The sequence below is a fragment of the Pseudomonas urethralis genome, from assembly GCF_021602465.1.
GTDB lineage: Bacteria > Pseudomonadota > Gammaproteobacteria > Pseudomonadales > Pseudomonadaceae > Aquipseudomonas > Aquipseudomonas vlassakiae.
The window spans coordinates 25,226-48,794 of sequence record NZ_BQIJ01000010.1 but is presented as its reverse complement, the minus strand read 5'-3'; the positions used below and the strand labels follow the sequence as shown (position 1 = coordinate 48,794).

Sequence of the window (23,569 nt, the reverse complement as noted above, 5' to 3'; positions counted from 1 at the left end):
AGATGTAACCGGCACCGGCCTCATCGCGGATAAATCCGCTCCTACAAGGTGAACTGCGCCCCTGAGGTTGGACAAGAATCCAACCTCAAGGGCAGAGGGTTCCCTGTAGGAGCGGATTTATCCGCGAAGAGGCCGTACAGGCTATCAATGCAGCTCGAAGGTATCGGCATCCAGGTTGGCCGGGAACTTGGTGCGGTACGCCGCCAGTTCCGCCGCGCTCAGCACCGCAGTGAACACCCCGTCTGCCTCGCCTGCACTGAGCAGGCTCTCACCCTGGAAGTCCAGCACCTGGCTGTCGCCAGAATAGGCGAAGCCCTTGCCGTCGGTCCCCACCCGGTTCACCGCCGCCACGTAGCACAGGTTCTCGATGCCCCGCGCTGGCAGCAGGCGGTTCCAGTGCTGGCGCCGCGCTGCCGGCCAGTTGGCGGTATACAGCAGCAGGTCAGTGTCTTGGGCATCACAACTCCACACCGGGAAGCGCAGGTCATAGCAGATCAGCGGGCGCACCCGCCAGCCCTTGATCTCGAACTGCACCTGGCGCTCACCTGGGGTGTAGTGCTTGTGCTCCCCCGCCATGCGGAACAGGTGACGCTTGTCGTAATGCAGGATTTCGCCATCCGGCCGCGCCCAGAGCAAGCGGTTGCGGTGGCTGCCGTCAGCGGCCTGGATGATCACGCTGCCGGTGATCACCGCGTCGATACGCTTGGCCTGGGCCTTGAGCCATTTGTAGGTCGGGCCGTTCTCAGGCTCGCACAGGGTTTCCGACTGCATGGAAAAACCCGTGGTGAACATCTCGGGCAGGACCACCAGATCGCTGCCGCGGGCCTGGTCCAGCAGCACCTCGAAATGCGCGTAGTTGGCCTCACGGTCATGCCAGGCCAGCGTGGTCTGGACCAGGGCGACTTTCAGGTTGGGCAGTGCACTCAGATCGCGCATAGTTTTTCCGCTGCCTGACGCAGCGTCTCCTCACGTTTGGCAAAGCACAGGCGTACCAGGCGTTGCTCGGGGATGGGTTGCTGGTAGAACACCGACACCGGAATGGTCGCCACGCCATGTTCACGGGTGAGCCACAGCGCCATGTCGACATCGTTTAGGTCCGGGCGGATCTGCGAGTAGTCCACCAGTTGGAAATAGGTTCCCGCCGTGCGGGCAAAGCTGAAACGCGAGCCTTCGAGCAGGTCGCAGAACAGGTCGCGCTTGGCCTGATAGAAGCCCGGCAGCTCGTCGATGTGCTCCGGGTGCTCGGCCATGAAGTCGGCCAGGGCGCATTGCAGCGGTGTCACGCCACAGAAATTGACGTATTGATGCACCTTGCGCAGTTCGGCGCTCAAGGCCGGCGGCGCAATCACGTAACCGGTCTTCCAGCCGGTGACGTGGTAGGTCTTGCCAAACGAGCTGACGACGAACGCCCGTGAATACAGCTGCTCGTGGGCCAGCACGCTGGCATGGCGCACACCGTCGTAGACCAGGTGCTCGTAGACTTCGTCGCTGACCAGATAGATGTCGCGATCGGCGATCAGACTGGCCAGTTGGTCCAGGTCTTCGCGGCTGATCAGCGCGCCACTGGGGTTGTGCGGCGAATTGAGGATGACCATGCGCGTGCGTGGGCTCAGGGCATCGCTGAACTTCTGCCAGTCGATGCGGAAGTCGCCGTTGCTCAGTTGCACATGCACGCAGCGCCCGCCCGCCAGTTCCACCGACGGCTCGTAGCTGTCGTAGCAAGGGTCGAAGACGATCACCTCGTCACCGATGTGGATCAAAGCCTGGATGGCACAGAAAATCGCCTCGGTGGCGCCCGGGGTGATGGTCACCTCCTGATCGGCATCCACCTGCGCGCCGTACAGCCGCGCGACCTTGGCCGCCACCTGCTGGCGCAGGGCCGGCAGGCCGGTCATCGGCGAATACTGGTTATGCCCGGCGGCGACATGCCGGCCGACTGCATCGAGCAACGCCTGCGGGCCATTGAAGTCGGGAAAGCCTTGGGACAGGTTGAGCGCGCCAGTCTGCACGGCGAGCTGGGACATGGTGGTGAAGATGGTCGTGCCGACATTCGGCAGTTTGCTGCGGATCATGGAGCCCTCTTTCCTGGGGTGTATCCGGCACGGGGTGGAGTCCGAGCATAGCGGATCGAGCAGTCAGGAAAAAGGTTGAAACAACAGAGGAATTGCGCTGGATCAACGGGCCTCTTCGCGGCGGTTCGACGCCTCGATGAACCCGCGCCCACAGGACTGCACAGTATTCGGATCTGTGAAGTCTCTGTGGGAGCGGGTTCATCGAGGCGTCGAACCGCCGCGAAGAAGTTACCGCAGAATCAGCGCTTGTCGCGGCGCTTCTTCTCGGCCTTCTTGTGGTGCGACATCAGCCGGCGCTTCTTGTTGACCTGGCGATCGGTGAGGGTGTTCTTCTTGCCCTCGTACGGGTTCTCACCGCCCTTGTACTCGATGCGGATCGGCGTACCGACCAGCTTCAGCACGCGGCGGTAGGTGTTCTCCAGGTAACGTGAGTACGACTTCGGAATCTTGTCGGTCTGGTTGCCGTGGATCACGATCAGCGGCGGGTTGGCACCACCGAGGTGGGCATAGCGCAGCTTGATGCGGCGACCGTTGACCAGCGGTGGCTGGTGCTCGCTCACGGCATCTTCGAGGATCTGCGTCAGGCGGCTGGTCGGCCAGCGGGTGACCGCTGACTTGAACGCGGCCTGTACCGACTTGTACAGGTGGCCCACGCCCGTGCCGTGCAGGGCCGAGATGAAGTGGATGTCGGCGAAGTCGACGAAGAACAGCCGGCGCTCCAGCTCGGTCTTCACGTAGTCGCGTTCACCCGACTCCATGCCATCCCACTTGTTCAGGGCGATGACGATGGCGCGGCCGGCTTCCAGGGCGAAGCCCAGCAGGTTGAGATCATGGTCGACCACACCCTCGCGGGCATCCATGACGAAGATCACCACGTTGGCGTCCTTGATCGCCTGCAGGGTCTTCACCACCGAGAACTTTTCGACTTCTTCGTGGATCTTGCCGCGTTTGCGCACGCCAGCGGTATCGATGAAGGTGTACTTCTCGTCATCACGCTCGAACGGGATGTAGATACTGTCGCGGGTGGTGCCCGGCTGGTCGTACACCACCACACGCTCTTCGCCGAACATGCGGTTGACCAGGGTCGACTTGCCCACGTTCGGGCGGCCGATGATGGCGATCTTGATGCCATCTTTCTCGCTAGGGCCTGGGATGCGTACCGCTTCCTCGCCTTCGGCGACTTCAGCGTCCAGCGCTTCCTCGACCTGGTCACGCGGGATGTGGCCGAGTACCGCCTCCATCAGCGCGTTGATGCCACGGCCCTGGGAGCCGGCTACCGGAATGGCATTACCCATCCCCAACGGCGAGAACTCGGCGCGGGCGACGTCGGCGTCGATGTTGTCGATCTTGTTGGCGACCAGGATGGCCGACTTGTTGCGCTTGCGCAGGTGCTCGGCAATCATCTGGTCGGCGGCGGTCATGCCGGCGCGGGCGTCGACCAGGAACAGCACGTAGTCGGCTTCCTCGATGGCCATCAGCGACTGCTCGGCCATCTTCTCGTCCATGCCCACTTCGTCACCGGTGATACCGCCGGTGTCGATGAGGATGAAGGAACGACCCTGCCAGCTGGCATCACCGTACTGGCGATCACGGGTCAGGCCCGACAAGTCACCGACGATGGCATCGCGGGTCTTGGTCAGGCGGTTGAACATGGTGGATTTGCCGACGTTCGGGCGGCCCACCAGGGCGATTACGGGAACCATGCGGCTCTCCACTCTTGAATTCTTGAAAATGCAAAGGCCGCTGCAAGGCAGCGGCCGGAGTTCGGGCGGCGTGTCCTACGCCGCGGCCTGAAGCCCGCCAAGGCTCCAAGCATAGCTTCAGCGGATGGTCAGTGCCTCGAGCTTGCCGCTGTTGCCAAAGACGTAGATGGTGTCGCCGACCACAAGTGGGCGGGCACGCAGGCCATCGCTGTCGATACGCTCACGGCCGACGAAGCGGCCATCGACCTGGCTCAGCAGGTGCAGGTAACCCTCGAAGTCCCCCACAGCCACATAGCTGGAGAACACTTCCGGCGCGGTCAGCTGACGGCGAGCCATGGAGTCGTTGGTCCACAGGGCGCTGGAAGAGCGCTCGTCGACACTTTCAACGGTACCGGTGGCCTCGCTGACATAGACGTTACCGTAGCCCTGGGCGACACCCACATAGCTGGAAGCATCGCGCTGCCACAGCACGCGGCCGCTTTCCAGGTCCAGGCCCGCTACGCGGCCCTGGTAGGTGCTGACGTACAGGGTACCACCAGACAGCAGCAACCCGCCGTCGATGTCGACCACGCGGTCCAGTTCGGAACGGCCCTGCGGGATGGCCACGCGGCTCTCCCACACCGGCACGCCGTTGTTGATGTCCACCGCCACCACCTTGCCGGTGGACAGGCCGGCCACGGCCAGACGGTTGGTGGCGATCGGCGCGCCGGTACCACGCAGGGTCAGCACCGCCGGGGTGTTTTCGTAGATCCAGCGGCGGTCGCCAGTAGCGGCATCCAGGCCGATCAGGCGGTCGTCCTGGGTCTGTACCACCACAACGTCACCGTTGTTGGCCGGTGGCGCCAGCACTTCACTGGTAACACGCGAGCGCCAGCGCTCTTCACCCGTGCTGGAATCCAGCGCGATGACTTCACCCTTGAGGGTGCCGAGCATCACCAGGCCGTAGCCTACGCCGACGGCGCCGGAGACCGGCAGCTCGAGGTCCTTCTTCCACACCACGTCACCGGTGATGCGGTCGAGGGCGAAGACTTCACCGTTGACGTCGGAGGCGTAGATACGGTCGTTCTCGATCGCCGGAACCAGGGTGTTGTAGGTTTCACCCTGGCCGTCACCGATCGAACGGCTCCACTGCTTCTTCAGCACCACTTCCTCGGTGAACTTGGTCAGCTCGGCCGGAGGCAGTTCCTTCTTGCTGTTGCTGCTGCAACCTGCGGCCAGCACGGCCAGGGTCAGCACTGCTGCTTGTTTCCAACCGATCACTTACGCGTCCCCTTTGGCCAGGTCATCCAGCTTCAGTTGCAGGCCACCGACTGCTGCTTCATCAGACAGCGCGGCCTTGGCTTTCTCGTAGGCACTGTGGGCATCGTCGCCACGACCCAACTGCACCAGCAGATCACCTTTGAGTTCCTCACGGCTGGCCAGGAATGCCTTGTCGGCATCACCGTCGAGCAGCTTGAGGGCTTCTTCGGCCTTGTTCTGGGCGGCGAGCACGCGCGCCAGGCGCTGGCGCGAGATTTCGCCCAGGGTGACATCGGCCGGCTTGTCCAGCACGCTTTTCAGCTCGGCAGCAGCGTCGTCGAGCTTGCCGCTCTCGACCGCGACCTTGGCCACGAACAGGCTGCCGTACTGGGCGTACGCAGTACCGCCGAACTCGCTCTTGAGTTTGCCGGCCAGCTCCGCGACCTTGGTTGCGTCTGGCTGGCCATTCGGCGTCAGGCTGGTCTCAAGCAGGGCCTGATACAGCTGCGAGGCACCTTGCGACTGGTTGCTCTGGTACTTGTGCCAGGTATTCCAGCCCAACACCACCACGCCAGCCAGCAGGGCACCGGTCAGCAGCGGCTTGCCGTTGCGGTTCCACCAGTCCTTGACCCCTGCCAGTTCATCATCGGTACTCGACACCCCAATACTCCTTTTCGCCTATTCGCTTGTTGAACCGCGTTACGCCTGAGCGATCGCGGTTTCCAGGTGCTCAGCCAGAGCATCCCAGGCAATGTTCTGTTGTTCGCCCTGCCCACGCAGGGGCTTCAAGCCGATCTCTTGCTTGGCCAATTCGTCGTCGCCGAGGATCAGGGCGAACAATGCGCCGCTCTTGTCGGCTTTCTTGAACTGGCTCTTGAAGCTGCCCCCGCCGGCGTTGACCGCCAGGCGCAGGCCCGGCAGGCGATCGCGCAGGCCTTCGGACAGGCGCAGGCCGGCCAGTTCCGCCTGCTCGCCGAAGGCGCACAGGTAGACGTCGATGGTGCGGTTGATCGACTCGGGGACCTTGCCGAGGGTTTCCAGCAGCAGGATCAGGCGCTCGATGCCCATGGCGAAACCGACGCCAGTGGTCGGCTTGCCGCCCATCTGCTCGACCAGGCCGTCGTAACGGCCGCCGGCGCAGACGGTGCCCTGGGCACCGAGCTTGTCGGTAACCCACTCGAACACGGTCTTGCTGTAGTAGTCCAGGCCGCGGACCAGCTTGGTGTTGATCACGAACGGAATGCCTGCGGCGTCGAGGCGTGCCTTGAGGCCCTCGAAGTGCACACGGGAATCATCGTCCAGGTAGTCTTCCAGCTTCGGTGCGCCGACCAGCACCGCCTGGGTGCCCTGGTCCTTGCTGTCGAGGATACGCAGCGGGTTGCTCTTGAGGCGACGCTGGCTGTCTTCGTCGAGCTGCTCCAGGCGCGCCGAGAGGAACTCGACCAGCGCGTCACGGTAACGGGCGCGGGCTTCACTGGTGCCCAGGCTGTTGAGTTCGAGCTTGACCGCATCCTGGATGCCCAGCAGGCCCCACAGGCGCCAGGTCAGCATGATCAGTTCAGCGTCGATGTCCGGGCCGTCCAGGTTGAACACTTCCACACCGATCTGGTGGAACTGCCGATAGCGGCCCTTCTGCGGGCGCTCGTGGCGGAACATCTGGCCGATGTACCAGAGCTTCTGCACCTGGCCGTTGCCGGTGATGCCATGCTCCAGCACAGCCCGCACGCAGGCGGCGGTGCCTTCCGGGCGCAGGGTGAGCGAATCGCCGTTGCGGTCCTCGAAGGTGTACATCTCTTTTTCGACGATGTCGGTGACTTCACCAATGGAGCGCTTGAACAGCTCGGTGAACTCGACGATCGGCGTGCGGATCTGGCTGTACCCATAGGTGTCCAGCAGGCCGGCGACGGTGCCTTCGAAGTAGCGCCAGAGTGGCGACTGCTCTGGCAGGATGTCGTTCATGCCACGGATGGCTTGCAGCGATTTGCTCACGAAAAGTCCTTACGAATCTGTGTGTCAGCTGCGGGCAATCAGCGCCGCGTCAGCCTCGACCTTTTCGGCCGCTTTCTGGCGGATGAGCTTTTCCAGCTCATCGACCAGGTTGTCATTGGTCAGCTTCTGCGCCGGCTTGCCGTCGATGTAGACCAGGTTCGGCGTACCACCGGTCAACCCCACGTGGGACTCCTTGGCTTCGCCAGGGCCGTTGACCACGCAACCGATCACCGCCACGTCCAGCGGCACCAGCAGGTCTTCCAGGCGCCCTTCGAGCTCGTTCATGGTCTTGACCACGTCGAAGTTCTGCCGCGAGCAGCTCGGGCAGGCGATGAAGTTGATGCCCCGCGAACGCAGGTGCAGCGACTTGAGAATGTCGTAGCCGACCTTCACTTCCTCGACCGGGTCGGCCGCCAGCGAGATACGGATGGTATCGCCAATCCCTTCGGCCAGCAGCATACCGAGGCCGACGGCAGATTTCACTGTCCCCGAGCGCAGGCCACCGGCTTCGGTGATCCCCAGGTGCAGCGGCTGGATGATCTGCTTGGCCAGCAGGCGATAGGCTTCGACGGCCATGAACACGTCGGAGGCCTTGACGCTGACCTTGAAGTCCTGGAAGTCCAGGCGATCGAGGTGCTCGACGTGACGCAGGGCCGACTCGACCAGCGCGGCCGGGGTCGGCTCGCCGTACTTCTTCTGCAGGTCCTTTTCCAAAGAACCGGCGTTGACGCCGATGCGGATCGGGATACCCCGGTCGCGGGCAGCGTCCACCACCGCCCGCACGCGGTCTTCACGGCCGATGTTGCCCGGGTTGATGCGCAGGCAATCGACGCCAAGCTCGGCCACACGCAGGGCGATCTTGTAGTCGAAATGGATATCGGCAACCAGCGGTACACTGACCAGCTGCTTGATCTTGCCGAACGCCTCGGCGGCGTCCATGTCGGGTACCGAGACGCGGACGATGTCGACGCCGGCGTCGACCAGGCGCTGGATCTGCGCCACGGTGGCCATCACATCGTTGGTGTCGGTGTTGGTCATGCTCTGCACCGCGATGGGGGCATCACCACCCACCGGCACATTGCCGACCCAGATTTTGCGGGATTCGCGACGTTTGATCGGAGATTCGCCGTGCATGACTTACTGTCCCAACTTCAGGCGAGCGGTCTCGCCACTGGTGAATGGGGCCACATCGACGGCCTGGCCGTTGTAGCTGACCTGGGCGCCACGGGCAAAGCCCAGGCGGACCGCGAACGGCGGCTTGCCGGTCAGCTCGAGGTTGTCCCCTTTGCGCTTGATCGCGCTGAACAGCACCTTGCCGTTGCCATCGGACACCTGGGTCCAGCAATCGGCGGTGAACTGGATTGCAACCTTGGCGCTGCCGGCCGGCACGGCCACAGGCGCGGCAGGCTCAGCGGCGGTGGCCGGCACGCTGGCGACTGGCGCGGCCGACGTCAACGGTGCCGCCGGAGCCGCAGGGGCCGGGGCGGGCGCGGCAGCATGGACCGGTGCCTGCGGCACCTGAACAGGCGCAGGCGCTGGCACCGGTGCAGGCGTAGCCGTCGCAGCCGGGCCGGCCTCGCTGGTGGTTTCGGCTGCCGCCTCGGCGGGGGCCTGTTCCAGCGCCAGCGGTGCGCTTTCAGGCTGCTGGCCCGCGGTCACTGCCTGGTCTTCAGGTTCGTCCAGTGGGTGAATCTGGGTGGTGCCGTCGGCACTTTCGACTTCCACGTGCTCCAGCGCCATCTTGGCCAGATCCTTGCCTTTCAAGCTGCCCTGATCCTGCCACCAGATGAAGCTGCCACCGACCACTGCAACCAGCAGCAGCAGGGTGACGCCACGCATGATGTTGTGCGAAAGCCGCACTGGCTCTTCGATACGGCCCAGGGAGTGCACATCACTGCCCTTGGCATGGGTACCGGTGTACTGGTCGAAGGCCTCGACCAGCGGCGCCTGGTCCATGTCCATCAACTTGGCGTAGGCGCGAATGTAACCACGCGCGAAAGTATGCCCTGGCAGCTTGTCGAAGGCGCCGGTTTCCACGTGGTTCAGCGAACTTACGGTGAGGTTGAGCTTGCGGGCCACCTCGGCTTGCGACCACTCCCGTTTCTCGCGGGCCTGGCGCAACAGCTCACCGGGGTTCTGGCCAGTCGCTGCTGCTACTTCGGGATGCGCGGCTTTCATCGTTGCTCCGACAGGTATTGCTGATATTCCGGCGTACCGGGATAAAGTCGTTGTAATTGCTGGCCCAGATCGGCCAGGGTGCCCTGCTCGCCGAATACCCGGGCAAGGCGGCTGCCCAGCAAAAGGCTACGGGCGTTGTGATCGCTCAACTGGCTGAAACGATCGTAGTAATCCCGGGCCGGCACATAATGCCTGTTTTCGAAGGACAACTCAGCCATTTCCAGCAACGCTCTGGGCTGGCGTCGGTTGAGTTGCAGGGCCTTGGTCAGATACGCATGTGCCTGGTCGCGATCGTCGAGCTCCAGGGCCGTCAGGCCAAGGTTCTCGTACACCCGCGAACGCTCAGGATACAGGGTATCGGCACTGGCCAGGCGAAACATCTGCTCGGCTTCGGCGAAACGTTGCTGAGCATATAGGAAACTGCCGTAGTTGTTGCGAATTCGCGTGTCACCCGGGCGGGCTGCAAGGGCTTTTTCGAAGTGCGCCTGGGCAAGAGCTGGCTCGCCTTCGGCCTGGAACACCAGGGCCATGGCGGCGTGAGCGTCGGCATCCGCAGCATCCAGCGCCAGGGCCTTGGCCAAGGGGGCCTTGGCCTGCTGGGTCAAACCTTGTTGCAAATAACCCAGGCCAAGCTGCGTGTAGGCACGCCCTGCCTCTGCCCGCCCCTGGCGGTTGGCCAGGGGATCGCTCGCGCCGCCCGACACGCAGCCGGCCAGCAGCAAAAGCGCAAGGATCGACAGCGCGGCGCCCAGGCTCATGGCAAGGCCGGACTCAGTGACGCACGGCGCTGTCTTGCAGCTCGGCGTCAGCGGACAACTGGCGGACGGCGATGTAGCGCTCGCTGCGGCGGGTGCGGTCGTTGACCTGGCCGACCAGCTGCCCACAGGCGGCGTCGATATCGTCGCCACGGGTGGTACGGGTGGTGACGTTGAAACCACCGTGGTGCAGCAGGTCCTGGAAGCGGCGGATGGCGTTGTTGCTCGGCCGCTCGTAACCCGAATGCGGGAACGGGTTGAATGGGATCAGGTTGATCTTGCACGGTACGTCGCGCAGCAGTTCGATCATCTGTGCCGCATGCTCGGGCTGGTCGTTGACGTCCTTGAGCAGGGTGTATTCGATGGTCAGCACGCGCTTGCCGCCCAGGGTCGACATGTAGCCCATGCACGACTCCAGCAGCATCTTCAGCGGGTACTTCTTGTTGATCGGCACCAGCTTGTTGCGCAGCTCGTCGTTCGGCGCATGCAGCGACAGCGCCAGGGACACGTCGATGTGCTTGGCCAGTTCGTCGATCATCGGCACCACGCCCGAGGTGGACAGGGTGACGCGACGCTTGGAAATGCCATAGCCCAGGTCATCCATCATGATGTGCATGGCGGCGATGACGTTGTCGAAGTTCAGCAGGGGCTCGCCCATGCCCATCATGACCACGTTGGTAATTGCGCGGTCGATCTTGGCCGGGACGGTCCCGAAGGATTTGTTCGCAAGCCACACCTGGCCGATCACCTCGGCGGCGGTAAGGTTGCTGTTGAAGCCTTGCTTGCCGGTGGAGCAGAAACTGCAGTCCAGGGCACAGCCGGCTTGCGACGAGACGCAGAGGGTACCGCGGTCGTCGGTAGGGATGTAGACGGTCTCGACGCAGCTGCCGGAGGCAACGCGGATCACCCACTTGCGGGTGCCGTCGGCGGAAATGTCTTCACTGACCACTTCCGGGGGGCGAATCTCGGCAACGGCCTCGAGCTTTTCGCGCAAGACCTTGCCTACGTTGGTCATGGCCGCAAAGTCGGACACGCCAAAATGGTGAATCCATTTCATCACCTGGCCGGCACGGAAGCGCTTCTCCCCTATCGAGTCGAAGAACTTTTCCATTTCCGGCTGGGTCAGCCCCAACAGGTTGATTTTGCCAGTAGATGTCGTCATGGATTCACCCTCACCCGTAAGCTTTCGCTTAGCGAGTGGTTACCTCGGTAGCAGCGAAGAAGTAAGCGATTTCGCGAGCGGCAGCAGCTTCGGAGTCCGAACCGTGAACGGCGTTGGCGTCGATCGATTCGGCGAAGTCGGCACGGATGGTGCCAGGAGCAGCTTCTTTCGGGTTGGTAGCGCCCATCAGCTCACGGTTCAGAGCGATGGCGTTTTCGCCTTCCAGAACCTGAACAACGACCGGACCGGAAGTCATGAAGGCAACCAGGTCAGCGAAGAAGCCGCGCTCTTTGTGCTCGGCGTAGAAGCCTTCGGCTTCGGCTTTGGACAGTTGCTTGATTTTCGAGGCAACGATTTTCAGGCCGGCTTCTTCGAAGCGGGTAGTGATCTTGCCGATGACGTTCTTGGCAACGGCGTCAGGCTTGATGATCGAGAAAGTACGTTGAACAGCCATGGAAAACTCCAGAATATTGAGTGTTACGAAAAATTAAACCCGCGAATTATACGCGGGTTCCAGGGGATTGCCTAACCTGCAGCGTCACGCTTAGTCGGCTTCTTCGATCCAGGCCGCCTGGATGGCCTCGAGCACTTTCTCACCGCCACGTGACGGATCGTCGCTGAACTCTGGCAGAGCCAGCACCCAACGGTGCAGATCGACGAAATTCACATATCTAGGATCGACGTCCGGCTTGCTTTCCGCAAGCTGGATGGCGATCTCAAGTACATCAATCCATTTCAGGCTCATCGGGCAAACCTCAGTGCGGCGCTTCGGCAGCGTGGTTGAGCGAATACTTCGGGATCTCGATGGTGAGGTCATCTTCACCGACGATCACCTGGCAGGCCAGGCGCGACTGCGCCTCCAGGCCCCAGGCCTTGTCCAGCATATCCTCTTCCAGCTCGTCGGCCTCCTCGAGCGAGTCGAAGCCTTCGCGCACGATGCAATGGCAGGTGGTGCAGGCGCACACACCGCCGCACGCGCTTTCCATCTCGATGTGGTGCTCGTGGGCCAACTCCAGGATGTTGGTTCCTGGCTCTACCTCGACCACCAGCCCGTCCGGGCAGAACTTCTCGTGCGGCAGGAAAATCACCTGGGGCATCGGTTACTCCTCGATCTCATTCAGGTTGCGCCCGGCCAGTGCGGCTTTGACCGTCGAATCAAGGCGGCGGGCGGCAAAGGCATCGGTCACCTGCGACAGACGCTTGGTCTGCTGCTCGATGGCTGCGCCATCGGTGCCGCTGAGCAAATCACGCAATTCTTGCATCTGATACTCGATGGCGACCCGCTCGTCTTCGCTGAGCAGGCGGTCACCGTCGGCATCCAGGGCGCCCTGCACCGCTTCGAGCAGGCGTTCGCCGTCAACCTGGTGCTCACGCAGCTGGCGCGCCTGCTTGTCGGAACCGGCGTGCTCGAAGGAATCCTTGAGCATGCGGGCGATCTCGCCGTCGGTCAGGCCGTAGGACGGCTTGACCTGAATGCTGGCCTCCACGCCCGAACCCAGTTCACGGGCAGCAACGCTGAGCAGGCCGTCGGCGTCGACCTGGAAGGTCACGCGAATCTTGGCGGCGCCAGCCACCATGGCTGGAATGCCGCGCAACTCGAAGCGCGCCAGGGAGCGGCAATCGCTGATCAGCTCGCGCTCGCCCTGCAGAACATGGATCATCATGGCCGACTGGCCATCTTTATAGGTGGTGAATTCCTGGGCACGGGCCACCGGAATCGTGGTGTTGCGCGGGATCACCTTCTCCATCAGCCCGCCCATAGTCTCAAGACCCAGGGACAGCGGGATGACATCGAGCAGCAGCAGTTCGCCACCTACGCGGCGGTTGCCGGCCAGGGTATCGGCCTGGATGGCGGCACCAATGGCCACTACCTGGTCAGGGTCGATCGAAGTCAGCGGGGTGCGACCAAACAGCGCGCCCACGGCTTCCCGAACACGCGGCACACGGGTCGAACCACCGACCATCACCACTGCGCCCACCTCTTCCAGCTCGATGCCACTGTCGCGCACGGCGCGGCGGCAGGCTTTCAGGCTGCGGGCAACCAGGGGCTCGATCATGGCTTCGAAGGCGGCGCGGCTCAGCTCGCCCGCCCAGGCGCCGTGGCTGACGCGGACGGTGTCGGCATCGGTCAGGGCTTCCTTGGCAGCGCAGGCGGCCTGCAGCAGCTGACGCTGGGTGGCCGGATCAAGATCGGCGGACAGGCCGGCCTGCTCGATGATCCAGCCCGCAATGGCGTGGTCGAAATCGTCGCCACCCAGCGCGGTATCGCCACCGGTGGCCAGCACTTCGAACACGCCGGCAGTCAGGCGCAGGATGGAAATATCGAAGGTGCCGCCACCCAGGTCATAGATGGCCACCAGGCCTTCGGCGTTCTGGTCCAGGCCGTAGGCCACGGCCGCGGCGGTCGGCTCGTTGAGCAGGCGCAGCACGCTCAGGCCGGCCAGGCGCGCGGCATCCTTGGTAGCCTGACGCTGGGCGTCGTCGAAATAGGCCGGCACGGTGATCACCGCGCCCACCAGCTCGCCACCCAGGGTGGCTTCGGCACGCTCGCGCAGCACCTTGAGGATGTCGGCGGACACTTCCACCGGGCTTTTCGGCCCCTGGATGGTGTCGATGAACGGCATGTGCGACTCACCGCCGATGAAGCGGTACGGCAGCTGTTCGCCGAGCTGCTTGACGTCAGCCAGGCCACGACCCATCAGGCGCTTGACCGACAGCACGGTGTTCAGCGGGTCGCTGGAAGCGGCTTCGCGCGCGGCCAGGCCGACTTCGCTGTGACCGGCCAGGTAACGCACTGCCGACGGCAGAATGACGTTGCCCTGCGCATCGGGCAGGGGCTCGCTGCGACCGCTGCGCACGGCAGCGACCAGTGAATTGGTGGTACCCAGGTCGATCCCCACCGCCAGGCGGCGCTGGTGTGGCTGGGGGCTTTGACCGGGTTCGGCGATCTGCAGTAGGGCCATGCTTATCTGAATACCTTAGGCGTCATCACGGGCAACGCCGGGTTAATCGTCGAGGCGCTCTTCCAGTTGGCGCACTTCTTGGGCGAGCTTGTCGAGGAACTGCATGCGGCGCATCAGGCGCTCGGCCTTGTCGCGCTCGGCAGGCACGTCCCAGCAGGCGGCGAAATCCTCGTTGAGCGTGTCCTGGGCGACCTTCAGGCGCTTCTTGAACACCGCCACACCGTCGAGGTCGGCTTCATCCTGCAGCTCTTCGAGCTCTTCGCGCCATTGCATCTGCTGCATCAGGAAATCAGGGTCATGGACCGTGACTTCCTGGGGCACTTCGTGGCCACCGATAGCCAGCAGGTAGCGGGCACGGCGCGGCGCACTGCGCAGGGTCTGGTAGGCGTCGTTGAGAGCCGCCGACTTTTCCAGCGCTACCCGCTGCTCGCGCTCGGAGGCGTCGGCGAAGCGGTCCGGATGGACCTCGCGGGCCAGCTCGCGGTAGCGAGTGGCCAGTTTGTCGAGGTCCAGGCGGAAGCAGGGCTGGAGGTCAAACAGAGCGAAATGACAAGGAGTACCCACGGCCAGCCTCAGACGTTGAAGCTTTCGCCGCAGCCACACTCACCGCGCACGTTGGGGTTGTTGAACTTGAAGCCTTCGTTCAACCCTTCCTTGACGAAGTCCAGCTCGGTGCCATCGAGGTAGACCAGGCTCTTGGGATCGATGATCACCTTGACGCCATGGTTCTCGAACACCTGATCTTCCGCGGCCAGCTCGTCGACGAACTCCAGCACGTAGGCCAGGCCCGAGCAGCCGGTGGTGCGCACGCCCAGGCGAATGCCCTCACCCTTGCCGCGCCCGTCGAGGGAGCGGCGAATGTGGTTGGCGGCGGCTTCTGTCATGCTGATAGCCATCGGAACTCCTTGACTCTTACCTTGCAACGGGCGGCTTAGATCAAGCCTTTCTTCTGCTTGTAGTCGCGAACAGCTGCCTTGATGGCATCTTCGGCGAGTACCGAGCAGTGGATCTTCACTGGCGGCAACGCCAGTTCTTCCGCCAGCTGGGTGTTCTTGATGGTTTCGGCTTCGTCCAGGGTCTTGCCCTTCATCCACTCGGTGGCGAGGGAGCTGGAAGCGATGGCCGAACCGCAGCCGTAAGTCTTGAACTTGGCGTCTTCGATGATGCCTTGCTCGTTGACCTTGATCTGCAGACGCATCACGTCACCGCACGCAGGGGCGCCGACCATGCCGGTACCGACATCCGGGTCCTCGGCGTTCATCTTGCCGACGTTGCGTGGGTTTTCGTAGTGGTCGATGACCTTTTCACTGTATGCCATGGTGCAATTCCTTCCTCATCAGGGAGCCGCTCTTGCCGGCGACTGCTTAGTGGGCGGCCCACTCGATCTTGGAGATGTCAACGCCGTCTTTGTACATGTCCCACAGCGGCGACAGCTCACGCAGTTTGTTGACGGCCATGCAGACTTGCTGCGCGGCGTAGTCGACTTCTTCTTCGGTGGTGAAGCGGCCGAAGGAGAAGCGGATCGAGCTGTGCGCCAGCTCGTCGTTGCGGCCCAGAGCGCGCAGTACATACGACGGCTCGAGCGAAGCGGAGGTACAGGCCGAACCGGACGATACGGCGATGTCCTTCAGCGACATCAGCAGCGACTCGCCTTCGACGTAGTTGAAGCTCAGGTTCAGGTTGTGCGGCACGCGGGCAGTCTTGCTGCCGTTGACGTACAGCTCTTCGAGGTCCGAGACCTGCTTGAAGAAGCGGTCGCTCAGGGCCTTGATGCGCACGTTCTCGGCGGCCATCTCCTGCTTGGCGATGGCGAAGGCCTCGCCCATGCCGACGATCTGGTGGGTCGGCAGGGTGCCCGAACGCATGCCGCGCTCATGGCCACCGCCGTGGATGATGGCTTCCAGACGTACGCGCGGCTTGCGGCTGACGTACAGCGCGCCGATGCCTTTGGGGCCGTAGACCTTGTGCGCCGAGAACGACATCAGGTCGACCTTCAGCTTCTGCAGGTCGATTTCGACCTTGCCGGCGGACTGGGCGGCGTCGACATGGAACAGCACGCCGCGTGAGCGGGTCAGCTCACCGATGGCGGCGATATCGTTGATCGAGCCGACTTCGTTGTTCACATGCATCAGCGAGACCAGGATGGTGTCGTCGCGCAGGGCGGCTTCGACCATGGCCGGGGTGACGATGCCGTCTTCGCCCGGTTCCAGGTAGGTGACTTCGAAACCTTCGCGCTCGAGCTGGCGAGCGGTATCCAGGACCGCCTTGTGCTCGATCTTGGAGGTGATGATGTGCTTGCCCTTGGTCTGATAGAAGTGCGCCACACCTTTCAGGGCGAGGTTGTCGGACTCGGTGGCACCGCTGGTCCAGACGATTTCGCGCGGGTCGGCGTTGATCAGCTCGGCAACCTGGCGGCGGCCGTTCTCGACCGCTTCCTCGGCCTTCCAGCCGAACACGTGGGAACGCGAGGCCGGGTTACCGAAGTTGCCGTCGACCAGCAGGCAGTCGGCCATCTTCTGGGCGACACGTGGGTCGACCGGCGTGGTAGCGGAGTAATCGAGGTAGATCGGCAACTTCATGGGTATCTCCTATCAGGCGGTGGCGTCGCTCGTGACTGTTAAGCGGTCAGTCGACGGCGGACGTCTCAATCTTGTCCAGCAGGGCGGTACGGCCTGCGACACGCCGCAGGTCCTGGCGCTGGGCGACTTCCTGCACCTCACGGCGCATGACAAGGTCAGCCAGGCTGATGCCACTGAGGAATTCGTGAATCTGCTGGCTGAGGTCGCACCACAGGTGGTGGGTCAGGCAGGTGTCACCGGCATGGCAATCCCCGAGGCCCTGGCAACGGGTGGCATCGACCGACTCGTTGACCGCGTCGATGACCTGGGCCACCTGGATGGTTTCCATGCCGCGCGACAGCTGGTAGCCACCGCCCGGACCGCGCACACTGGAAACCAGGCTGCTGCGGCGCAGCTTGGCGAACAGCTGTTCCAGATAAGAGAGGGAAATGCCCTGGCGCTCGGAAATGTCGGCCAAAGACACCGGCCCATGCTGCGCGTGCAATGCCAGGTCGAGCATGGCAGTGACGGCGTATCGGCCTTTGGTAGTCAGTCGCATGGCTAATGGGTACCACGGGAGTTACGGGATGTGTGCGAGTATGCGATTCCCGAGCATTTAAGTCAACTATTAGACCTACTGCTTTAGTCGGGTTTGCATTAGGGAGGCGGGCGCGAGTGTAGCAGCAATGGGGCGCGAGCACACGCCCCATATGTCAGAGTGACTTCACCGCGACGCAATCAATGCGACTGAGTGTCGCGCTGGGCCGCCTGGGTTTCGACCGCGAAGTCATCTTCCGGCAATTTCGGCAGCTCCTTGGCACAATAGTCACTGCCCATCTTGGTCAGCGCGCCGCACATCCCCTCCAGACGCTCGTCGACCGCCTGCAGATGATCAAGCATCTGACCGATGGCGCGGGCTACCGGGTCCGGCATGTCACCGCTGACACCGTAGGCATCGAAGCCGATTTTCTCGGCCATGGCCTTGCGCCTGGCCTCGAGCTCGGTGTCCTCGCTGTTCCTGACGATGATCCGCCCCGGGATGCCAACCGCAGTGGCGCCGGCCGGAACCGCCTTGGTCACCACGGCATTGGAGCCGATCTTGGCCCCGGCACCGACGGTGAACGGGCCAAGCACCTTGGCACCCGCCCCGACCACCACACCGTTTTCCAGGGTTGGGTGACGCTTGCCTTTGTTCCAGCTGGTGCCGCCCAGGGTCACCCCCTGATAAAGGGTGACATCGTCGCCGATCTCGGCGGTTTCACCGATGACGATACCCATGCCATGGTCGATGAAGAAGCGCCGACCGATGGTCGCGCCGGGATGGATCTCGATACCGGTCATCCAGCGACCGAAGTTCGACACCAGGCGTGCCAGCCACTTGAAGTCACGCTTCCACAAGGCATTGCCCAGGCGGTGCAGCCAGATGGCGTGCATGCCCGGATAGCAGGTCAGCACCTCGAAGGCATTGCGTGCCGCCGGGTCACGATGGAACACGCTCTGGATATCTTCACGCAGACGTTCGAACATCTGTCAGTCCTTCCGTTTATGCGGCTCGCCCCGGGCGACCTTCTGGGTCTCGGTGAGGATGCCGCGCAAAATGCTCATTTCCGAACGATTTACCGAGCTGCGCCCGTACAGCCGGCGCAGGCGCGGCATCAGGTGCTTGGGCTTCTCGGGGTCGAGGAAGCCGATGTCCACCAGGGTTTTCTCCAGGTGTTCGTAGAACAGCTCCATTTCGTCCATGGTCGCCAGCTCGTTGCTGCGCAGCGAGTTGGCGTCGAACTTCTCGACCTTGGTAGGCGCGCCTTCGGCTGCCAGCCAGGCCATGCGCACCTCATAGGAGAGCACCTGGACTGCGGCGGCAAGGTTCAGCGAGCTGAAGTCGGGGTTCGAGGGAATGTGCACGTGGAAGTGACATCGCTGCAGTTCTTCGTTGGTCAGGCCGGCGTGCTCACGCCCGAACACCAGGGCGATCTCTTCACCACCGTTGGCGTGCTCCACGGCCTTGGCCCCGCATTCGCGCGGGTCGATCAACGGCCAGGGGATGCTGCGCTCACGAGCACTGGTGCCCATGACCAGATTGCACCCGACCAACGCGTCTTCAAGGCTGTCGACCACCTGGGCATTGGCCAGGATATCGTCGGCGCCCGAAGCCCGCGCGGTGGCGTCGCCGGACGGGAACTCTTTTGGCTGCACCAGCACCAGACGCGACAAGCCCATGTTTTTCATGGCACGCGCAGCGCCGCCGATGTTGCCGGGGTGGCTGGTATTGACCAGAACAACACGAATATTTTGCAGCAAGGTGTTGTGCTCTCAGATGCAGGTTTGGGGGAAAACGATCTTACAGAACCGACCAGCGTAACGCCACGAAAGCAAATGTGACACTTCTGCCGCCAAACTTTTCTGTTAGAATGTCCGGCTTTCTTCTTTAACATCTCCAGGTGACCCGCCCATGCAGCCTATGCTGAATATCGCCCTGCGCGCCGCTCGCAGCGCCAGTGAACTGATTTTCCGCTCCATCGAACGCCTGGATAGCATCAAGGTCGACGAGAAAGAGGCCAAGGACTACGTCTCCGAAGTGGATCGTGCCGCCGAGCAGAGCATCGTCAACGCCCTGCGCAAGGCCTACCCGAACCACTCCATCCAAGGTGAAGAAACCGGCCTGCACGCCGGCACCGGCGAAGAAGGCAAGGACTATCTGTGGATCATCGATCCGCTGGACGGCACCACCAACTTCCTGCGTGGCATCCCGCACTTCGCTGTCAGCATCGCCTGCAAATACCGTGGCCGCCTCGAGCATGCCGTGATCGTCGACCCGGTTCGCCAGGAAGAATTCACCGCCAGCCGCGGCCGCGGCGCCCAGCTCAATGGCCGTCGCCTGCGCGTCAGCTCGCGCACCAGCCTGGACGGCGCCCTGCTGGGCACCGGCTTCCCGTTCCGTGACAACCAGATGGCCGACCTGGACAACTACCTGGGCATGTTCCGCGCCCTGACTGGCCAGACTGCCGGCATCCGCCGCGCCGGCTCCGCCAGCCTGGACCTGGCCTACGTGGCCGCCGGCCGTTTCGACGCCTTCTGGGAGTCGGGCCTGTCGGAGTGGGACATGGCGGCCGGCGTGCTGCTGATCCAGGAAGCCGGTGGCCTGGTGAGCGACTTCAACGGCGGCCATGACTTCCTCGACAAGGGCCACATCGTTGCAGGCAACATCAAGTGCTTCAAGGCCGTACTGACCGCTATCCAGCCACACCTGCCAGAGCACATGAAGCGCTAAGCGCGGATTGCAGGCACAAAAAAAGCACCTATTGAGGTGCTTTTTTTATGCCTGATTTCCAGAGCTTGCACACACCTTGTGGGAGCGGCCTTGCGTCGCGAAAGGGTCGCAAAGCGGCCCCGGGATCTCTGCCATATCATAAATTGCCGGGACTGCTTCGCAGTCCATTCGCGACGCAAGGCCGCACCCACAAAAAGCAATGCAAGACCGAAATCATTGCCCGGCTTCGCTGAGGATCAGCTTGCCATTTTTATCCAGCGGAATGGTCGAACCCGGTTCGCGGTCCATTTTCACCTGGCCGACCTGGTCGCCGATGGTGTACTTGACGTTGTAGCCCACCACCTTCTCGCTGATGTCGTTGACGGTATTGCAGCGGGTTTGCGTGGTCGTGTAGGTATCACGCTCCTGCATGCCCTCCTGCACCTTGTTACCGGCATAACCACCACCGACCGCACCGGCCACGGTGGCGATCTTCTTGCCGGTGCCGCCACCGATCTGGTTACCCAGCAAGCCACCCGCAATGGCACCGACCACGGTACCGGCGATCTGGTGCTGGTCCTTGACCGGCGCCTGACGCGTAACGGTGACGTCCTTGCAGACCTCACGCGGGGTTTTGACCTGTTGCTTGATCGGTTGCACGTCGGTGACCTGCGCGTATTCAGGCCCTTTGTTCACCAAGCTGTAGGTTGCGACAGCACCTCCGGCAGTCACACCGACAGCACCCAGTACAGCACCTACCAGCATTGATTTGTTCACATGAACCTCCTGATCCTGCCTGCGGGAGCCTTCCCGCCTTCTCCCAGCCTTGGAGCGAAAAAAAAGGCGTGAGTTCAACACTCACGCCTTTTTGGTCGCCGAACGGCGTAGGACTAATCCTTAAGGACGCTCATCCACGCCTTCGTTTTTCGCAGGCGGAATCAGGTCTTCGCTGTTCAGGTTCAGCCAGATCAGTACCACGTTGGCGATGTAGATCGACGAATAGGTACCGGCCATGACACCGATGAACAGTGCCAGCGAGAAGCCGAACAGGTTGTCGCCGCCGAAGAACAGCAGCGCAGCGATCGCCAGCAAGGTCGACACCGAGGTGGCGATGGTGCGCAGCAGGGTCTGGGTGGTCGAGACGTTGATGTTCTCGATCAGCGAGGCCTTGCGCATCACACGGAAGTTCTCACGTACGCGGTCGAAGACGACGATGGTGTCGTTCAGCGAGTAGCCGATGATCGCCAGTACCGCCGCCAGCACCGTAAGGTCGAAGGTGATCTGGAAGAACGACAGGATACCCAGGGTCACCACCACGTCGTGGATCAGCGAGACGATCGCGCCCACGGCGAACTTCCACTGGAAGCGGAAGGCCAGGTAGATGAGGATGCCACCCAGTGCCAGGAGCATGCCGAGGCCGCCCTGGTCGCGCAGCTCTTCACCCACCTGCGGGCCGACGAACTCGACGCGCTTGATGGTGGCTGGGTTGTCGCCACCGACCTTCTGCAGCGCGGCAGCAACCTTGTTACCCAGCTGCGGGTCATCGCCCGGCATGCGCACCAGCAGGTCGGTGGTGGCGCCAAAGCTCTGCACCACGGCCTCGTGGAAGCCGGAGTCGACCAGCTCGGCACGTACCGCCTTGAGGTCGGCCGGGCGCTCGTAGGTCAGCTCGATCAGCGTACCGCCGGTGAAGTCCAGGCCGAAGTTCAGGCCCTTCTGCCACCAGCTGAACAGCGCCAGCACGGTGAGGAGCACGGTGACGGCGAACGCGACATTGCGCACGCCCATGAAGTTGATGGTTTTCATCGCAGCTCCCTCAAACCCACAGCTTCTTGATGTCACGCCCGCCGCAGGTCAGGTTGACCATTGCACGGGTCACCATGACGGCGGTGAACATCGAGGTGAAAATCCCGAGGGACATGGTGACCGCGAAGCCCTTGACCGGGCCGGTACCCATGGCGAACAGGATGCCGCCGACCAGCAGGCTGGTCAGGTTGGCGTCGATGATCGCGGTATAGGCGCGGTTGAAACCTTCGTGAATGGCGCGCTGCACCGACATACCGGCATTCAGCTCCTCACGGATACGCGAGAAGATCAGCACGTTGGCGTCCACCGCCATACCCATGGTCAACACGATACCGGCGATGCCTGGCAGGGTCAGGGTCGCGCCCAACAGCGACATCAGCGCCAGCAGCAGGACCATGTTGCCCGCCAGGGCAACGGTGGCGATCACGCCGAAGCCGCGGTAGATGGCGATGATGAACAGCGAGACGAACAGCATGCCCCACAGCGACGCATCGATACCCTTGGTGATGTTGTCGGCACCCAGGCTTGGACCAATGGTACGTTCTTCGGCGAAGTACATCGGCGCAGCCAGACCACCGGCACGCAGCAGCAGGGCCAGTTCCGACGACTCACCCTGGCCGTTCAGGCCGGTGATACGGAACTGGCTACCCAGTGGCGACTGGATGGTCGCCAGGCTGATGATCTTTTTCTCTTCCTGGAAGCTCTGTACGGCAACGTCCTTCTCGACGCCATCGACAGTCTGCTTGACGTAGCGAGTTACCGGCTTCTGCTCGATGAAGATCACCGCCATGCTGCGGCCAACGTTGCTGCGGGTGGCGCGGCTCATCAGCTCGCCACCGTGGCCATCCAGGCGAATGTTCACCTGCGGCCGACCATGCTCGTCGAAGCTGGCCTGGGCATCGGTAACCTGGTCACCGGTGATGATCAGGCCGCGCTCGACAGCAGCGGAACGGTTGCCTTCACGGAACTCGAAGACCTCGGTAGTGGCCTTGGAAGCGCCCGGCTCGGCACCGAAGCGGAACTCCAGGTTGGCGGTCTTACCGAGGATACGCTTGGCTTCGGCGGTGTCCTGCACGCCCGGCAGCTCGACCACGATGCGGTTGGCGCCTTGGCGCTGCACCAGCGGCTCGGCCACGCCCAGCTCGTTCACACGGTTGCGCACGGTGGTCAGGTTCTGCTTGATCGAGTACTCGCGGATCTCGGCGACTTTCGCCTGGGTCAGCGCCAGACGCAGCACGGCGAGCTCGTTGCGCTCGGTGGTGGTCAGGTCGAAGTCATTGAAATTCTTGCGGATCAGGGCGCGTGCCTGCTCGCGGGTAGCATCGTCAGCGAAGCCCAGCATTACGCCGCCATCCTGCTGCGGCAGGCTGCGGTAGCGGATGCGCTCTTTGCGCAGCAAGGTCTTGACCTCGCCTTCGTAGACTTTCATGCGGGCGCTCATCGCCTTGTCCATGTCCACTTCGAGCAGGAAGTGCACACCACCGGACAGGTCCAGGCCCAGCTTCATCGGGCTTGCACCCAGGTTGCGCAGCCATTGCGGGGTCGTCTGGGCCAGGTTCAGGGCCACGACATAATCATCGCCCAGTGCCTTGCGCACGACATCCTTGGCTGGCAGTTGATCTTCCTGGTTGGTCAGGCGAATCAGCCCACTGCCCTTCTCACCCAGGCTCGCGCCCTTGACGGTGATACCGGCATCGACCAGCGCCTTGCTGACGCGATCGAGGTCGGCCTGGTTGACCCGCAGCGCCGAGCTGGCACCGCTGATCTGCACCGCCGGATCATCCGGGTAGAGGTTGGGAGCGGAATAAATGAAACCGATCGCCAGTACCACCAGGATCAGTGCGTATTTCCACAGAGGGTATTTGTTCAGCATCACGCCGCCCGTTCAAGACGC

Annotated in this window: 25 protein-coding genes; 1 reads left to right on the top strand and 24 read right to left on the bottom strand. The window is 62.9% G+C overall.

The window, feature by feature from the left end:
* Positions 1-144 precede the first annotated feature (144 nt).
* The 21 genes from L6D64_RS17150 to trmJ form a co-directional block, all read right to left on the bottom strand.
* On the bottom strand, positions 145-936 hold the full coding sequence (locus L6D64_RS17150; protein ID WP_176508738.1) for an amidohydrolase: 792 nt from the start codon (positions 934-936) through the stop codon (positions 145-147).
* Complete coding sequence (locus L6D64_RS17145) at positions 924-2,072, bottom strand: pyridoxal phosphate-dependent aminotransferase (protein WP_176508739.1); 1,149 nt, start codon at positions 2,070-2,072, stop codon at positions 924-926. The genes L6D64_RS17150 and L6D64_RS17145 overlap by 13 nt, the downstream gene beginning before the upstream one ends.
* Before the next feature lie 239 nt (positions 2,073-2,311).
* Complete coding sequence (gene der / locus L6D64_RS17140) at positions 2,312-3,775, bottom strand: ribosome biogenesis GTPase Der (RefSeq protein WP_236192518.1); 1,464 nt, start codon at positions 3,773-3,775, stop codon at positions 2,312-2,314.
* 117 nt (positions 3,776-3,892) lie between these two features.
* Entirely contained in the window at positions 3,893-5,035 is a 1,143-nt protein-coding gene (gene bamB, locus L6D64_RS17135) for an outer membrane protein assembly factor BamB (protein ID WP_176510057.1), read from the bottom strand.
* Positions 5,036-5,674, bottom strand: a complete 639-nt coding sequence (locus L6D64_RS17130; protein WP_054887573.1) for a tetratricopeptide repeat protein — start codon at positions 5,672-5,674, stop codon at positions 5,036-5,038.
* 39 nt (positions 5,675-5,713) lie between these two features.
* Complete coding sequence (gene hisS / locus L6D64_RS17125) at positions 5,714-7,003, bottom strand: histidine--tRNA ligase (protein WP_176510058.1); 1,290 nt, start codon at positions 7,001-7,003, stop codon at positions 5,714-5,716.
* A 24-nt stretch (positions 7,004-7,027) separates the two neighbouring features.
* A complete protein-coding gene (gene ispG, locus L6D64_RS17120; protein ID WP_027920273.1) occupies positions 7,028-8,137 on the bottom strand; it encodes a flavodoxin-dependent (E)-4-hydroxy-3-methylbut-2-enyl-diphosphate synthase in 1,110 nt (369 codons plus the stop codon).
* A 3-nt stretch (positions 8,138-8,140) separates the two neighbouring features.
* Positions 8,141-9,181: a RodZ domain-containing protein gene (locus tag L6D64_RS17115; protein ID WP_176510059.1), complete on the bottom strand. Its 1,041-nt coding sequence runs from the start codon at positions 9,179-9,181 to the stop codon at positions 8,141-8,143.
* A complete protein-coding gene (gene pilW / locus L6D64_RS17110; protein WP_176510060.1) occupies positions 9,178-9,939 on the bottom strand; it encodes a type IV pilus biogenesis/stability protein PilW in 762 nt (253 codons plus the stop codon). Before pilW ends, L6D64_RS17115 begins: the two co-directional genes overlap by 4 nt.
* 13 nt (positions 9,940-9,952) lie before the next feature.
* A complete protein-coding gene (rlmN, locus tag L6D64_RS17105; RefSeq protein ID WP_176510061.1) occupies positions 9,953-11,098 on the bottom strand; it encodes a dual-specificity RNA methyltransferase RlmN in 1,146 nt (381 codons plus the stop codon).
* Between the two features lie 28 nt (positions 11,099-11,126).
* On the bottom strand, positions 11,127-11,552 hold the full coding sequence (ndk, locus tag L6D64_RS17100) for a nucleoside-diphosphate kinase (protein ID WP_054887567.1): 426 nt from the start codon (positions 11,550-11,552) through the stop codon (positions 11,127-11,129).
* 90 nt (positions 11,553-11,642) lie between these two features.
* Positions 11,643-11,843, bottom strand: coding sequence for a Fe-S cluster assembly protein IscX (iscX, locus tag L6D64_RS17095; RefSeq protein WP_023382209.1), 201 nt, complete (start codon positions 11,841-11,843; stop codon positions 11,643-11,645).
* A gap of 10 nt (positions 11,844-11,853) precedes the next feature.
* On the bottom strand, positions 11,854-12,195 hold the full coding sequence (gene fdx, locus L6D64_RS17090; RefSeq protein WP_054887566.1) for an ISC system 2Fe-2S type ferredoxin: 342 nt from the start codon (positions 12,193-12,195) through the stop codon (positions 11,854-11,856).
* A 3-nt stretch (positions 12,196-12,198) separates the two neighbouring features.
* A complete protein-coding gene (hscA, locus tag L6D64_RS17085) occupies positions 12,199-14,061 on the bottom strand; it encodes a Fe-S protein assembly chaperone HscA (protein WP_176510062.1) in 1,863 nt (620 codons plus the stop codon).
* A 42-nt stretch (positions 14,062-14,103) separates the two neighbouring features.
* The gene (gene hscB, locus L6D64_RS17080; protein ID WP_176510063.1) at positions 14,104-14,625 is read right to left on the bottom strand and encodes a co-chaperone HscB; all 522 of its coding nucleotides are present in this window, start codon (positions 14,623-14,625) and stop codon (positions 14,104-14,106) included.
* Between the two features lie 8 nt (positions 14,626-14,633).
* On the bottom strand, positions 14,634-14,957 hold the full coding sequence (gene iscA / locus L6D64_RS17075) for an iron-sulfur cluster assembly protein IscA (protein ID WP_023630636.1): 324 nt from the start codon (positions 14,955-14,957) through the stop codon (positions 14,634-14,636).
* A 35-nt stretch (positions 14,958-14,992) separates the two neighbouring features.
* Positions 14,993-15,379 carry a Fe-S cluster assembly scaffold IscU gene (iscU, locus tag L6D64_RS17070; protein ID WP_007929523.1) on the bottom strand — a complete coding sequence of 129 codons (387 nt, stop codon included), beginning with the start codon at positions 15,377-15,379 and terminating at the stop codon, positions 14,993-14,995.
* A 46-nt stretch (positions 15,380-15,425) separates the two neighbouring features.
* Positions 15,426-16,640: an IscS subfamily cysteine desulfurase gene (locus L6D64_RS17065; RefSeq protein ID WP_027920282.1), complete on the bottom strand. Its 1,215-nt coding sequence runs from the start codon at positions 16,638-16,640 to the stop codon at positions 15,426-15,428.
* A 46-nt stretch (positions 16,641-16,686) separates the two neighbouring features.
* On the bottom strand, positions 16,687-17,178 hold the full coding sequence (iscR, locus tag L6D64_RS17060) for a Fe-S cluster assembly transcriptional regulator IscR (protein WP_054887562.1): 492 nt from the start codon (positions 17,176-17,178) through the stop codon (positions 16,687-16,689).
* Between the two features lie 179 nt (positions 17,179-17,357).
* The gene (gene cysE / locus L6D64_RS17055; RefSeq protein WP_054887561.1) at positions 17,358-18,146 is read right to left on the bottom strand and encodes a serine O-acetyltransferase; all 789 of its coding nucleotides are present in this window, start codon (positions 18,144-18,146) and stop codon (positions 17,358-17,360) included.
* A gap of 3 nt (positions 18,147-18,149) precedes the next feature.
* On the bottom strand, positions 18,150-18,920 hold the full coding sequence (trmJ, locus tag L6D64_RS17050; RefSeq protein WP_176510064.1) for a tRNA (cytosine(32)/uridine(32)-2'-O)-methyltransferase TrmJ: 771 nt from the start codon (positions 18,918-18,920) through the stop codon (positions 18,150-18,152).
* Positions 18,921-19,071: 151 nt separating this feature from the next.
* Between trmJ and suhB the strand changes: the two genes are divergently transcribed.
* Entirely contained in the window at positions 19,072-19,890 is an 819-nt protein-coding gene (gene suhB, locus L6D64_RS17045; RefSeq protein WP_176510065.1) for a type III secretion system regulator SuhB, read from the top strand.
* Between the two features lie 213 nt (positions 19,891-20,103).
* Here the strand turns inward: suhB and L6D64_RS17040 are convergent, their stop codons facing one another.
* The 3 genes from L6D64_RS17040 to secD all read right to left on the bottom strand — a co-directional run bounded on the left by L6D64_RS17040 (position 20,104) and on the right by secD (position 23,548).
* Positions 20,104-20,646 (bottom strand): glycine zipper 2TM domain-containing protein, encoded by a 543-nt coding sequence (locus L6D64_RS17040; RefSeq protein WP_176510066.1) that lies wholly within the window; start codon positions 20,644-20,646, stop codon positions 20,104-20,106.
* Between the two features lie 120 nt (positions 20,647-20,766).
* The gene (gene secF, locus L6D64_RS17035; protein WP_176510067.1) at positions 20,767-21,675 is read right to left on the bottom strand and encodes a protein translocase subunit SecF; all 909 of its coding nucleotides are present in this window, start codon (positions 21,673-21,675) and stop codon (positions 20,767-20,769) included.
* Between the two features lie 10 nt (positions 21,676-21,685).
* A complete protein-coding gene (gene secD / locus L6D64_RS17030) occupies positions 21,686-23,548 on the bottom strand; it encodes a protein translocase subunit SecD (RefSeq protein ID WP_099814287.1) in 1,863 nt (620 codons plus the stop codon).
* Positions 23,549-23,569: the final 21 nt, after the last annotated feature.